The organism is Nocardia yamanashiensis, assembly GCF_021183565.1.
Taxonomy (GTDB): Bacteria; Actinomycetota; Actinomycetes; order Mycobacteriales; family Mycobacteriaceae; genus Nocardia; species Nocardia yamanashiensis.
The window spans coordinates 933046-946667 of record NZ_CP089226.1 but is presented as its reverse complement, the minus strand read 5'-3'; the positions used below and the strand labels follow the sequence as shown (position 1 = coordinate 946667).

The window sequence follows — 13622 nt, the reverse complement described above, 5'->3', positions numbered from 1 at the left end:
CCGACCCTAACCAGCCCATACCCCGAAACCGGGCAACCACACCGCCACCACCCACGAACGCCGCCGATACCGGATCGGCAGCTACTCCTATGCGGGCTCGGCCAGTTCGATCAGGCCGCCGGGCAGTGCGGGGTCGGCCGAGGTGTCCTTGAGGTCGACGCCGGAGCGGCCGAGGCGGCGGGCGCCGGTGATCAGGCCGGCTACGACCTGGGCGGCGCGGCGGTAGGTGAGGCCTTCGGGTGGGTGGATGTTGGAGACGCAGTTGCGTTCGGAGTCGGCGCGGCCGGGGCGCGGGAGGTGGGTGAGGTAGATGCCGAGGCTGTCGGCTACCGACAGGCCGGGGCGTTCGCCGATCAGGACCAGGACGGTGTCGGCGCCCAGGGCGGCGCCGATGTGGTCGCCGAGGGCTACGCGGGCCTGGGTGGCGATGACCGGTGGGGCGAAAGTGTAACTGTCGCCGAGTAATTCGAGGAGGGCGGCGAGCATGGGGACGCCGTGGTCGGTGAGTGCGCGCGGGGAGAGGCCGTCGGCCAGGACCACGCCGATGTCGGCGCGGCCGGCGGGGATGGCGGCCAGGGTGGCGTCACCGGGGACCGCGAGGACCGGGGCGCCCACTCCGCCGATGCGCTCCGAACTGCCCGGCAGTCGTCCGAGGTCGGGACGGCGCAGGTACTCCGATCGAGCTCCCGCCCGGCTGCGCACGTGCACCGGATCGCCCAGCCCGACCGACGCCACGTCCGCCGCGAAGGCGGCTACGTCCAACGGCTGGTGCACGGCGTCGCGGGCCGCGGCGTGCGCTGCCCGGAATTCGAGCACGTCGCGGGTGAGCAGCGCGTCTCCGGTGCGGCCCAATCCGATTCGCGCCTGGGTCGTGCTCCGCAACGCGGCCCAGAAATCCGCACCGGATTCACTTGCGGGCGTGGGCGTCCCGATCGCCGGGTCCGGGACGGGCGGTGGGGCCGAGGTCATGTGAGAGGTCCTTCCTCTGCATCGGGTACGGCGTGCGGTCCGCAGCGGCGGTCCAGCAGGTGCACGGTGCGCAGGTTGCGGCGCGAAGCGGTTCTGGTAGATGCGCGCCGGGCCATCGGGAGGCCGGAAAGCGCTGGGCAGGTGTGCGGTTCGGGGTTCACGGCGCTCCCGTGAGGGCGCGGAGGGGCGAGGCGAGGGGTTCGACGGGGAGGATGCGGCCGTCGGGGGCGAGCATGCCGAGATTGTCGAGCCAGGCCGCGAATTCGGGCGCGGGGCGCAGGTCCAGGACCTGGCGGGCGTAGAGGGCGTCGTGATAGGCGAGGCTCTGGTAGCCGAGCATGACGTCGTCGGCGCCGGGGACCGCGATGACGAAGGCGCAGCCGGCCGCGCCGAGCAGGGTCAGGAGCGTGTCCATATCGTCCTGGTCGGCTTCGGCGTGGTTGGTGTAGCAGACGTCCACGCCCATCGGCAGGCCGAGGAGTTTGCCGCAGAAATGGTCTTCCAGGCCGGCGCGGATGATTTGCTTTCCGTCGTAGAGGTATTCGGGGCCGATGAAGCCGACGACGGTATTGACCAGGAGCGGATCGAGGTCGCGGGCGACGGCGTAGGCGCGGGCCTCGAGGGTCTGCTGATCGACCGGTTTACCGCCGGTGCCCAGGTGCGCGCCGGCGGAAAGCGCCGAGCCCTGACCGGTTTCGAGGTACATGACATTGTCGCCGACGGTGCCGCGGCGCAGCGATCGACCGGCTTCGTTGGCTTCACGCAGCAGTGAAATGTTCACGCCGAAGCCGGAGTTCGCGCCTTCGGTGCCCGCGATGGACTGGAACACCAGATCCACCGGCGCTCCGGCTTCGATCAACCCCATGGTGGTGGTGACGTGGGAGAGCACGCACGATTGGGTGGGGATGTCGAAGCGCTGCCGCACCTCGTCGAGCAGATGCAGCAGATCGGCTGTGGCGGAAGGCGAATCGGTGGCGGGATTGATGCCGATCACCGCGTCACCGCAGCCCAGCAGCAGCCCGTCCAGCACCGCCGCCGCGATACCGCGCGGATCATCGGTGGGATGGTTGGGCTGCAGGCGGGTGGCGAGCGTCCCCGGCAGACCCACGGTGGTGCGGAACGCGGCCCGCACCCGGATGGCGCGCGCCACCGCGATCAGATCCTGATTCCGCATGAGTTTGCTTACCGCCGCGACCATTTCGGGTGTGAGACCCGGCGCGACGGCGGTCAGCGACCGTGCGTCACCGGCCGCCGCGGCCGCCAGCAGCCAGTCCCGCAGTCCGCCCACGGTGAGATGCGAAACCGCCTGGAACGCAACCCGATCGTGGGTATCGATGATCAACCGCGTGACCTCGTCGGTCTCGTACGGCACCACCGGATCGTTCAGGAACACGGTCAACGGCACCTCGGCCAGCGCCCACTGCGCCGCCGCCCGCTCCGCGTCGGAATCCGCTGCGCACCCGGCCAATTCGTCACCGCTGCGCAATGGCGTGGCCTTGGCGAGCAGCTCCACCAACCCGTCGAAGGTATAGCTGCTGCCGCCGATCCGCTGGTGATACAGGGTCATTCGAGTTCCTCCTCGGCACGAGCCAGCACCGCGAACTCCTCGTCCGGCGAATGCGCGACCAGCCGATGCCGGCTGTACAGACCGAAATAGAGCATGAAGGCGCAGAACGCGGCGAGCGTCCACGCGGCGGCGACCGGATCGACCAGGAAGGTCGCCGCCACCGCCACACACGCGACGATAAGGGCGAATCCGGTGGTCACGATGCCGCCGGGCGTGCGGTACGGGCGGTTCATCCCGGGCTCGCGCACCCGCAGCACGATATGGCTGACCATCATCAGCACATAGCTGACGGCCGCACCGAACACGGCCATGTTCAACAGCATCGCGCCCGCGCCGGTGAGCGAGAGCCCGAACCCGATCACGCCCGGCACGATCAACGCCAGCACCGGCGCCTTGCGCGCATTGGTCACCGACAGGCTGGTGGGCAGATACCCCGCCCGCGACAGCGCGAAGGTCTGCCGCGAGTAGGCGTACACGATCGAGAAGAAGCTCGCGACCAGTCCGGCCAGCCCGATGTAGTTCACCACGGTGGCCGCCGCGCTGCTGCCCAGCGCCTCCACCAGCGGATTGCCCGACTTCGACAGCGCGTCCGCGCCGAGCGTTCCGGTGGACAGCACCAGCACCGTGCCCGCCGTCACCAGCAGCACCAGCATGGCCGCGATAATCCCCTTGGGCACGTTCTTCTCCGGCTCGCGCGCCTCCTCGGCGGCCAGCGGCACGCCTTCGACCGCGAGGAAGAACCAGATGGCGAACGGCACCGCCGCCCAGATCCCGAACGCCCCGAACGGCAGGAACGACGAGCTGCCCGCCGCGTCCGGATCGGGGGCGATATCGGTGAGGTTGGCGAGATCGAACTTGCCCCACGCCGCGACCGCGAACACCCCGAGCCCGAGCAGCGCCACCACGGTGATGGCGCAGATGACCTTCAGCGCCTCCCCCGCGCCGGTCAGATGGACGGCGATGAACAGCGCGTACACCGCCAGGTACACCCACCAGCCATCGGTAATCCCGAACAGGTGCAGCGACTCCACATAACCGCCGATGAAGGTGGCGATGGCCGCCGGCGCGATGGCGTATTCGATGAGAATGGCCGTGCCCGTGGCGAATCCGCCCCACGGCCCGAGCGCCCGCCGCGCGAAGGTGTAGCCGCCGCCGGCCGCGGGCAGGGCCGAGGACATTTCGGCCATCCCGAGCACCATGGCCAGGTACATGCCCGCGATGAGCACGGTGGCGATGAGCAGGCCGCCGAATCCGCCTTGGGCCAGACCGAAATTCCAGCCCGAGTAGTCGCCGGAGATCACATAGCTGACGCCGAGACCGGCGAGCAGTAACCAGCCGGCCGATCCGGTGCGCAGCGTGCGTTTGGCGAGATAGTCGTCGGGGGCCGGGGCCGTGCGGGTCGCGGTCGTCATGGGGTGGGTGGCACTCCTCGCTCTCGACCTGAGCAAGCGCCCAGGAAAGGATTACCTCCCCGATCCTCCGGACTCATGTTGCTGCGATGTAACCGAGGTTTTCCGCCGGGATTAAGGCGCGTTACGTCCGGCGAGCCGATCCCGCTTGCGGAGCACACTTTTGACCTCGGGATACCATCGGCGCATGGCATTGGCCGGCTATCAGCCACCCTGGCTGCGCACCGTCGATCCGGGCGTGGAATTGCGTGCGCTGGGCGATTGGTGGCGGCATCCGCAGCGCCTGCGGCGGGCGGTGGCGGCCTATCGCGATCTGCTCGCGGTCGCGCCCGCCTCCATCGCCTACGCCTTCACCCTGTTCGTCACCTGGTGGACGCTGCGCGGGGCCAGCGATATCGTCGGGCGGCGGCTGATCCTGTCGGCGTCCACGAATCTGCGCAATATGCAGCGGGATCCGATCCAGGTGCTGGTCGCCTCCGCCTTCTGGACCGACGGCGGCTTCCCGTGGGGCGACATTCTCATCCTGCTCACCCTGATGGCGCTGGCCGAACGCTGGCTGGGGTCGCTGCGCTGGATCCTGGTGGTGGCGGTCGGGCATATCGGCGCGACATTGCTGACCGTGCTGGGCATTTCGCGCGGGCTGGACCGGGAGGTGATTCCGGTCCGGGTGGCCTTCGCCTCCGATGTCGGCCCCAGTTACGGCATTTCGGCCATGCTGGCGGTGCTGGCGTTCCGGGTGCGCGGCCCGGCGCGATGGCTCTGGGCGTGCGGGTTGCTGGTCTATTACGCGTACGGGGTGTGGAGCGGGCGGACGTTCACCGACTACGGCCATTTCTTCGCGCTCATCATCGGTTTCGTGACGGGCGCGATCGCGGTGAAAGTGTCGCGGCGAATATCGGCCACGGTGCGGCGGCGGTGCGCGGAGAGCGATCCGCCACCGGCGCCGCGGTCCGATGCGGCCGATCCGGGCTCAGAGTCCGACCGGATCCGGGCTGGGCGGGGTGCGCTGGATGAACCGGACAGTCGGTTCGACAAGCCGGGCGGCGATCGGCCCGATGATGGCCATCAATAGCACGTAGGCCGAGGCCAGCGCGGCCAGCCGATCGTCCACGCCGCGCGAAACCGCCAGCGCCGCAATCACGATGGAGAACTCACCGCGCGCCACCAGGGCCGCTCCGGCGCGGGCGCGGCCCATCCGCCGGATCCCCTGCCGCTGCGCCGCCCACCAACCGGTGCCGATCTTGGTGAGCGAGGTGATCAGGGCCAGCGCCACCGCCCAGGCCAGCACGGGCGGAATCGCCTTGGGGTCGGTATTGAGCCCGAAGGCCACGAAGAAGATGGCAGCGAACAGATCGCGCAGCGGCTCCAGGAGTTTGGCCGCTTCGTGCGCGGTCGAACCGGAAATGGCGATACCGAGCAGGAACGCGCCCACGCCCGCGGACACATTGAGCACCGAGGCCACGCCGGACACCAGCAGCGCCGCGCCGAGCAGCTTGAGCAGGAACACTTCCGGATCGTTGCTGTCCACCAGCGCCGAGACATAGCGGCCGTAGCGCAGCGCCACGATGAGCACCACGGTGATGGCGAGCAGCGCGATGCCGAGCGATTTCATCCCGGCCAGGAAACCGACGCCGGCCAGCACCATGGTGAGAATGGGCAGGTAGACCGCCATGGCCAGATCCTCGAACACCAGGATGGAGAGGATGACCGGGGTTTCGCGGTTACCGAGCCGCCCGAGGTCGTTGAGCACCTTGGCGACGATGCCGGAGGAGGAGATGTAGGTGACGCCGGCCATGGTGACCGCACCGACCGGTCCCCAGCCCAGCAGGAGTGCGACCAGCGCGCCGGGCGTGGCATTGGCGACGATATCCAGCAGGCCCGCCAGCCAGGAGCGGCGCAGCCCGGTCACCAATTCCGCTGCGGTGTACTCCAATCCGAGCAGCAGAAGCAGCAGCACCACGCCGATCTCACCGGCCAGGTGACCGAAGTCGGCGGCGGCGCGCATCTCGACCACGCCGCCGGTGCCGAAGAACAGTCCGCCCAGAAGATAGAGCGGAATCGGGGACATGCCGAAGCGACCCGCGATCCGCCCCATCATGCCCAGCACGAACAAGATCGCGCCGAGTTCGATCAGAGCTAGACCGGCCGAATCCACCGTGCTCAGCCGTCGGCCAGGAGCCGCGCGGCCGCGTCCAGGCCGTGGGGCGTACCGACGACGACCAGCAGATCCCCGGAGTCGAGCACGAAATCCGGTCCGGGCGAGGGATGCAGCTGCCCGGCCCGCATGACCGCGACGATCGAGGCCTTGGTGCGGGTGCGCATTCCGGTCTCGCCGAGCATGCGTCCGCGATAGGGGGAATCACCACCGATGGGCAGCTGCCGGGTGGTGATGCCGGGTAGGTCGGAGTGCTCGTCCTTCAACCGCTCCACCAATTGCGGAGCGCCGAGCAGATTGGCCAGGACCGCGGCCTCGTCGGTGGTCAGCGGCACCTGCGCCAGACACGCGTCCGGATCGTCGCGCTGGGAAACAATGAGATCGATCGCCCCGTCCCGGTGTGCCACCACACCGATCCGGCGGCCGGACCGCACCTCGAAATCCTTCCGGACACCGATCCCTGGCAACGCTGTCACATCGACGTTCACTCTGTCCATTTTGCCCTGCGCTTCGCTCCGGGCGGGTTCGCGGCCCCTTATGTCTCGTTCTTCCCTCCCTCCGCTCCCCCGCTTCGCTCCGCTCCACTCGGTCCAGAACGAGACGGGCCGCGAACTGGGAGGTCAGGCGCTTGGAAGGGGGAGAAAATGACCGTCGGGTCCGGGCCGGAAGTCGGTCACCTCGACCACGGACGCGACGGGGAGCGGGCCGTAGAGATGCGGGAACAGCATCGACTGCGGGTCGGTGGGCACGCCCGGCTCCCACTTCACCGGCGCGCCAAGGGCGGTCGGATCCAGGTGGAGCAACACCAAATCCTGACGCCCCGCGAAGAGCCGGTTGGCGGGGAGGTGGGCCTGGTAGGGGGCGGACAGGTGGATGAAACCGACCTCTTCCAGGGAGGGCGCGCGGTATTCGCCGGTGGGACGCGCGGCATCCCATTCGGCGCGAGTGCAGATGTGTACCAGCGCATTCGGGGTGTCGGCCGAGGTATCCATCCGACCAACATTAGGCCGCCGGGCACACGGTCTCGCGCCGAACCTCGAACTCAGTGCAGGCTGGGCCGCGCCACGTGCACCGAGACGTCGTTCACGCCGACCCGCGCCGGGGCGAAGCGCGCGACCGCGCGGGCGCCGGCGGTGACATCGGTGGTCCAGATGCTCACCGAGGGTCCGGCGGGAGCGCGCAGGGCGAGTTCGAACGCCTCCCCCGTATCGGCGACCCGCACCACGGGCAGCACCGGACCCAGGGTCTGGTGGGTCAGCACCGTCATGGTGGCGTCGGCGTCGCCGAGCACGGTGGGCTCGAAGTAATTACCGCCTCCGGTGCCGCCGCACTGCAGCGTCGCACCCTTGAGCAGGGCGTCGCGGACTTGATCGCGGATGAGGTCGACCTGGGCGGCGGAGGTCATCACCCCGGTTCCGTTCTCGTCGTCGGCGATCGGCCCGAAGGCGGCGGCCTCGGCTGCCAGTTTGCCGAGGAACCTGTCGTAGACCGCGGTCTCGACATACACCCGTTCGATGCAATTGGAACTTTGCCCGTTGTTCGCCAGCCCGCCGAGGGCGATACAGGCCGCCGCCTGATCGAGATCGGCGTCGGCGAGCACCACGGCACTGGACTTCCCGCCCAGATCCAGGCAGCACGGGATCAGCCGGGCGGCCGCGCGCAGCGCCACCACCTTGCCGGTCTCCATGCTGCCGGTGAAGCGCACGTAGTCCACGCTGTCCAGTACGGCGGGCCCGGCGTCGTGCCCGGCCACGGTCTCGAAAACCGCCGGGGCGCCGAGACTCGCCCAGCCGGCGGCGACCGCGCGCAGGGTGAGCGGGGTGGCCGAGGACGGCTTCACCACCACCGCCGCACCGGCCATGAGCGCGGGCATCGCATCGAACATGGCCAAGGCCAAGGGGTAGGTCCACGGTCCGATCACCCCCACCACCGCGCACGCGTGATTGGCGATGGCCAGCTGCACGGACGCGCCCGGGCGCGGCGATTCGGGAAGCTGCCGCCCGCCCAGGAATTCGGCCGCGTGCGTGCGGAAGTGGTCGACGGCCTCGAGGGCGAGCAGGAATTCCGCCTCGGTCTCCGATTCCGCCTTGCCGGTTTCCCGCCCGAGCAGGTCGATGATCGAATCCCGATTGTCCAGCAACCAGTTTCGGAAGGCGCCGATCCAATGCACCCGCCCGACCACACCCAACGAACGCCACAGCGCCCCGTTGTCGCGCAGCCGTTCCACCGTACGGTGTACTTGGGCAGGCGAATCCGTGGCAATGGTGTCGAGCACCCGGCCGTCGGCGGGTGCGATCACGGTGAGCATCGGTGGGTGGACCTTTCCGGAATCCGAGTCCCGGGTCTGTGAGAGTTGCGCGCTGCGCATGAATCTCACCGTATGGCTGAGGGTTTCGAGCGAACAGTCCGCAATAGGCCATGAATCGCCGAATATGGGCCGGGCCAGGCAACCTACCGGCCGGTAATGGCCATGCGGACGCCGAAAGTTTGCGAGACTGCCTGAGTGACGGAAGAGTTGGCGCAACTGCGTTCCATCACCAGCACGGCCCTCCTCGCCGACTTCGCCCTCGGCCGCGGGCTGGCGATGCGAACCGTCCTGCAGGACAGCGGAATCCGGGAGACCGACCTGCGCGACCCGTCCTCCGAGATCACCTGGGCCCAGGAATGCCTGGTCATGCGCAATGTGGTGGACGGCATTCACGACGAGCCCGGGCTGGGGCTGCTGGCCGGGCTGCTGTGCCATCCGCCGTCGCTGGGCGTGCTCGGCTTCGCCCTGATGAGCAGCTCGAACCTGCGGCACGCCATGGATATCGCGCTGCGCTACGCCGACCTGTCCTTCACCGCGGCCCATCACTACGTCGAGGAACAGGGCCCGGTGGTGTGGGTGGTGCGCGACGACACCGCGCTGCCGCCCGAGATCCGGCGCTTCGCCCTGGAGCGAGATCTGGCCGCCATCGCGACCATCCAGCAGGACCTCATTCCCACCCGTATCCCCGCGGTCCGGGTGGAGCTGTACGTGGAGGCGCATCCCATCTACGAGATGTTCGGCGCGGTCTTCGGCGTGGAGGAGGTCATCTTCTCGCAGCCGGTATCGCGGATCGCCTTCCAGGCCAGCACCCTGGAAACCCCGCTCCCGCAATCGAATATGTCGACCGCCCGGTTCTATGAGCAGCAGTGCAACGACCTGATGGAATCCCGCCGCAGCCGCAGCGGCCTGAGCGGGCGCGTACGCCAGCTGCTCATCCGGCACGGCGGCTCCGCCGACCAGGCCCGCATCGCCGCCGACCTGGACGTCAGCGTGCGCACCCTGCGCCGCCGGCTCTCCGAGGAGGGCACCACCTTCCGCGAGCTCAGCACCGAGACGGTCGGCATGCTGGCCGAGGAACTGCTCATCGCCGGGCTCACCGTGGAGCAGGCCGCCGGTCGCCTGGGCTACTCGAGCCCGTCCGCCTTCGCTTCGGCCTTCCGCACCTGGAAGGGCCAGTCACCCGGACATTTCGGACGTCTGCACCGGGGTCGCGCCCCCGCGCGTTCCTGACCACCGGTTCCATCGCCCCGACCGGATCTGGTAGACCGGCTGGTACGACCAGCCGCACCCGACCGTTCGAGGAACCATGAACCCCTCCGTGATCATGTCCGCCCGCGATATCGAGTTCCTGCTCTACGACTGGCTGGACGTGACGGCGCTGACCGCGCGGGAACGGTTCGCCGATCATTCGCGGGAGACCTTCGACCAGGTGCTGCGGCTGTGCCAGGACCTGGCCACCACCTATTTCGCGCCGCACAATCGCGAGAACGATCTGCACGAACCCACCTTCGACGGGGAGAACGTGCACATCATTCCGGCGGTGGGCAAGGCGCTGCGGGCCTTCGGCGACGCCGGCATGATCGGCGCGGCGATGGACTACGAGATCGGCGGGCAGCAGCTGCCGCACTCGGTCTACACCGCGTGCATGTCCTGGTTCCACGCCGCCAATGTCGGCACCGCGGCCTATCCGCTGCTCACCACCGGCAATGCGAATCTGCTTGCCGCACACGGCAGTCCCGCGCAGATCGAGGAATTCGTGCGGCCCATGCTGGAGGGGCGCTGGTTCGGCACCATGGCGCTGTCGGAGCCGCAAGCCGGATCCAGCCTGGCCGACATCACCACCCGGGCGGTCCCGCAGGAGGACGGCAGCTACCGGCTGTTCGGGCACAAGATGTGGATCTCCGGTGCGGATCACGACCTCTCGGAGAACATCGTGCACCTGGTGCTGGCCCGGATTCCGGGGGCGCCGGAGGGCACGCGCGGGATCTCGCTGTTCGTCGTGCCCAAGCTGCTTCCGGACGAACAGGGCGCGGCGACTGTCCGGAATGATGTGGTGCTGGCCGGAATCAATCACAAAATGGGCTGGCGTGGAACCGTCAATACCGCACCGGTTTTCGGTGACGGGCGTTTCACCCCGGGTGGGCAGCCGGGCGCGGTGGGGTATCTGGTGGGCGAGCCGAATCACGGTCTGGCCCAGATGTTCACCATGATGAACGAGGCGCGCATCGGCGTCGGGCTGGCGGCCACCGCGCTCGGGTACACCGGATACCTCAAGTCCCTCGACTACGCCCGCAATCGCCCGCAGGGCCGGCCGATCGGGGCGCGCGGCGGGGCGCAGGTGCCGCTGGTCGAGCATCCCGATGTGCGGCGCATGCTGCTGGCGCAGAAGTCCTATGCCGAAGGGGCGCTGGCGTTGCAGTTGTACTGCGGCAAGCTGGTCGACGAACAGCGCACCGCCCCGGGCGAATCCGAGCGGCAGCGGGCCGGGACGCTGCTGCGGGTGCTGACGCCGATCGCGAAATCGTGGCCGAGTCAGTGGTGTCTGGCGGCCAACGATCTGGCCATTCAGGTGCACGGTGGGGCGGGGTACACGCGGGATTACGACGTGGAGCAGCACTATCGCGACAATCGGCTCAATCCGATTCACGAAGGCACGCACGGGATTCAGAGCATGGATCTGCTGGGGCGGCAGGTGATTCTGGACAATGGCGCGGCGCTGGCGCTGCTGGTGGAAACCATCGCCGCCACCGTCGCCGCGGGGCGGGCGTCCGGCGATCAGGAGCTCTCCGGCTTCGCCGATGCCCTCGAAGCCGCGGTGAACCGACTGGTCGCCACCACCGCCGGTCTGTGGCGCGACGGCGATCCGCGAGCCGCCCTTGCCAATTCCGCCGCCTACCTCGAAGCCTTCGGCCACACCGTGCTGGCCTGGATCTGGCTCGCCCAGGCCATCGCCGCCGATGCCCTGCCCGCCGACCGCGATCCGGCCTTCCGCCAGGGCAAGCGCGCCGCCGCCCGCTACTTCTTCGCCTGGGAGCTGCCCAAGACCGGACCCATGCTCGACCTCCTCGATTCCGGCGACCGCACCACCCTGGACCTGGATCCGTCCTGGCTGTGATCGGCGGGGGCTCGACCACGGATTGCTCCGCGCTCCGCCACGCCGGCCCGGAATTCGCTTGCCCCGGGCCCGGGTGATCGGCACCATCCCCGCATGGATGTCGAACAAGCGCCGGCGCTTCCGCCGGGTGTGACGCCGCCGGAGCGAATCGACCTGGGCGACCTGGTGATCCGGCGCTGGCAGCCGGAGGACCTGATGGCGCGCTTCGAGGCCGTCACCGCATCCTTCGAGCACATCCACCCCTGGATGGATTGGCTCCCCGTCCCGCCGACCCTGGAGCAGCAGCGCGAGGTCGGCGAGCGCACCCTCGCCGGCTGGCCGACCCGCGACGGCGGATTCCTCTACGGCATCTTCGATACGGACGGCGTCCTGCTCGGCGCGATCGGCCTGCACGACCGGATCGCCCCCGCCACCCTCGAAATCGGCTACTGGTGCCACGTCGCGCACACCGGCCGCGGCGTGATCACCCGCAGCGCCGACGCCCTGACCCGAATCGCCCTGGCGCTCCCCGGAATCGACCAGGTCGAAATCCACTGCGACGCCGCCAACGAACGCAGCGCCGCCGTCGCCCGCCGCCTCGGCTACCACCTCGACCGCATCGCACCCCGCCCGATCACCGCCCCCGCCGAATCCGGGAGCGGCATGTGGTGGATCAAGCGGCGATAGGTTCGCACTGCTCCTCCGGAACCCGCCTCGGCACCGAACCGCAACGGGGGGTCCGACCCCAACAGCGGACCGCGACCGGGGTTGCGGCCGAATCAGTGGGCCGCGTCCGGGTTGCGGCCGAATCAGCGGGCGGACAGCTGATTTCGGAACGCTTCCGCTCGCCGCTCCAGCGCCGCCAGTTGCTGACGCGCACGGCGTGCGGTGTCCCGGGTGGCGCGTTCGGCGGCGGAGGTGAAGCGGCGGCGGTCCTCGGTGTGGGCGAGTTCGGTGCGCATGGCGGCCAGGCGCGAATCCAGTTCGGCCAGTTCGGTCACCGCGTCCTCGTGGGCGGATTCCGCCGAAGTCAGTTCGCCGCGCGCGGATTCGATCTCGGCCAGCGTCGCCTCGAGGTCACGCCGCCGTTCCGCCTGCGGATCGGCCACGGGCTTCCTGGACGCCGGCTCCTTACCGGAGTCCGCTGCCGTCGTTCCTGAGCCCGCCGTCTTACCTGAGTCCGCTGCCGTCGTACCTGAGCCCGCCGTCTTACCGGAGTCCGCTGCCGTCGTACCTGAGCCCGCCGTCTTACCTGGGTCCGCTGCCGTCCTAACGGAGTCCGTCGCTGCCCCCGAGCCTGTCACGCTCGTGCCCGCCTGCGTCCCCGGCCGCCGTTTCGTGGCCGAGCCGGGTTTCGCCTCCGGAGCCGAGGTCACGCCGGAGTCCGCTGGAGGGGCTGCTTTGCTTGCGCCGGAGCCGGATTCGCCCGCTCCGTCTTCGTCCTCCGCCGGGTTCGCGCGGTCGCCGCGGCCCGTACCCCTGCCGGTACCGGCGTCCGGGACCGCGACCAGGATCGCGGGGCCGAAGCCGTCGTAGCTCGCCGCCGTGGTGAGGGTGCCGGTGCGGAGCTGGTCGCCGACCTCCGAATCGGCCAGGGCCGCTTGCAGGGTCGCGCCGATGTCCCGGAGGGTCGATTCGGTCAAGCGCTGACCGTGGCGCTCGGCAGCGGCGGCGGCCTCCCGGGTCAGCGCGCTGATCACCTGTTGGCGTCGGGTGGTGAGGGCGCGCAGTTGCTCGCCGGACAAACGCTGCTGGGCGGCGCGCAGGGCGGTGCCCAGTTCGAGCAAGGCGTGGATCTCGGAGGGGGCGGTGCGGACCAGGAGGTTCACCGCCCAGGCCGCCACGGTCGGCCGCCGGAGCTTGCCGATGGCGGCGGCGAGGGCCTTGTCCCCCGCGTCCCGGGCCTGGCGGGCGCGTTCGGTGCGTACCGCCACGAACTCGGCGGGCGGCAACCCGTAGAGCTCGTTCGCGATCTCGTCGACCGTCATAGCGTCCAAGCCTACGAGCGCGACCGCCCAATCCAGACCAGGCGGTCAGCATTTCGGCGGGGAAGCTCCCGAAACACCCGAAACGGCCCGGGAGCCAGTGACTCTCGGGCCGTGTCCGTGTTCGCGCTGCGC

The 13622-nt window shown here is 69.5% G+C and carries 12 protein-coding genes; 4 read left to right on the top strand and 8 right to left on the bottom strand.

What is annotated here, in order from left to right:
• Nucleotides 1–87: 87 nt before the first annotated feature.
• The 3 genes from eutC to eat form a co-directional block, all read right to left on the bottom strand.
• The gene (gene eutC / locus LTV02_RS04395) at nt 88–969 is read right to left on the bottom strand and encodes an ethanolamine ammonia-lyase subunit EutC (RefSeq protein ID WP_233038639.1); all 882 of its coding nucleotides are present in this window, start codon (nt 967–969) and stop codon (nt 88–90) included.
• Nucleotides 970–1126: 157 nt separating this feature from the next.
• The gene (locus LTV02_RS04390) at nt 1127–2536 is read right to left on the bottom strand and encodes an ethanolamine ammonia-lyase subunit EutB (RefSeq protein ID WP_233038638.1); all 1410 of its coding nucleotides are present in this window, start codon (nt 2534–2536) and stop codon (nt 1127–1129) included.
• Nucleotides 2533–3948 carry an ethanolamine permease gene (gene eat, locus LTV02_RS04385; RefSeq protein WP_233038637.1) on the bottom strand — a complete coding sequence of 472 codons (1416 nt, stop codon included), beginning with the start codon at nt 3946–3948 and terminating at the stop codon, nt 2533–2535. The genes LTV02_RS04390 and eat overlap by 4 nt, the downstream gene beginning before the upstream one ends.
• Nucleotides 3949–4132: 184 nt before the next feature.
• Here eat and LTV02_RS04380 point away from each other — a divergent pair, with 184 nt between their 5' ends.
• Complete coding sequence (locus LTV02_RS04380; RefSeq protein ID WP_233038636.1) at nt 4133–5017, top strand: rhomboid-like protein; 885 nt, start codon at nt 4133–4135, stop codon at nt 5015–5017.
• On the opposite strand, the gene LTV02_RS04375 is transcribed toward LTV02_RS04380, so the two are convergent.
• The 4 genes from LTV02_RS04375 to LTV02_RS04360 form a co-directional block, all read right to left on the bottom strand.
• Complete coding sequence (locus LTV02_RS04375) at nt 4916–6043, bottom strand: cation:proton antiporter domain-containing protein (RefSeq protein ID WP_439955989.1); 1128 nt, start codon at nt 6041–6043, stop codon at nt 4916–4918. The genes LTV02_RS04380 and LTV02_RS04375 overlap by 102 nt on opposite strands.
• Nucleotides 6044–6105: 62 nt before the next feature.
• Nucleotides 6106–6588 (bottom strand): cation:proton antiporter regulatory subunit, encoded by a 483-nt coding sequence (locus tag LTV02_RS04370; RefSeq protein ID WP_233038635.1) that lies wholly within the window; start codon nt 6586–6588, stop codon nt 6106–6108.
• Between the two features lie 132 nt (nt 6589–6720).
• Entirely contained in the window at nt 6721–7092 is a 372-nt protein-coding gene (locus LTV02_RS04365; protein ID WP_233038634.1) for a DUF952 domain-containing protein, read from the bottom strand.
• Between the two features lie 50 nt (nt 7093–7142).
• Complete coding sequence (locus LTV02_RS04360) at nt 7143–8468, bottom strand: aldehyde dehydrogenase family protein (RefSeq protein ID WP_233038633.1); 1326 nt, start codon at nt 8466–8468, stop codon at nt 7143–7145.
• A 135-nt stretch (nt 8469–8603) separates the two neighbouring features.
• Here LTV02_RS04360 and LTV02_RS04355 point away from each other — a divergent pair, with 135 nt between their 5' ends.
• The 3 genes from LTV02_RS04355 to LTV02_RS04345 all read left to right on the top strand — a co-directional run bounded on the left by LTV02_RS04355 (nt 8604) and on the right by LTV02_RS04345 (nt 12189).
• On the top strand, nt 8604–9638 hold the full coding sequence (locus tag LTV02_RS04355; RefSeq protein WP_233038632.1) for an AraC family transcriptional regulator: 1035 nt from the start codon (nt 8604–8606) through the stop codon (nt 9636–9638).
• 76 nt (nt 9639–9714) lie between these two features.
• A complete protein-coding gene (locus LTV02_RS04350) occupies nt 9715–11523 on the top strand; it encodes an acyl-CoA dehydrogenase (protein ID WP_233038631.1) in 1809 nt (602 codons plus the stop codon).
• A gap of 93 nt (nt 11524–11616) precedes the next feature.
• Nucleotides 11617–12189, top strand: coding sequence for a GNAT family N-acetyltransferase (locus tag LTV02_RS04345; RefSeq protein ID WP_233038630.1), 573 nt, complete (start codon nt 11617–11619; stop codon nt 12187–12189).
• Nucleotides 12190–12311: 122 nt separating this feature from the next.
• On the opposite strand, the gene LTV02_RS04340 is transcribed toward LTV02_RS04345, so the two are convergent.
• Complete coding sequence (locus tag LTV02_RS04340) at nt 12312–13490, bottom strand: hypothetical protein (protein ID WP_233038629.1); 1179 nt, start codon at nt 13488–13490, stop codon at nt 12312–12314.
• Nucleotides 13491–13622 lie beyond the last annotated feature (132 nt).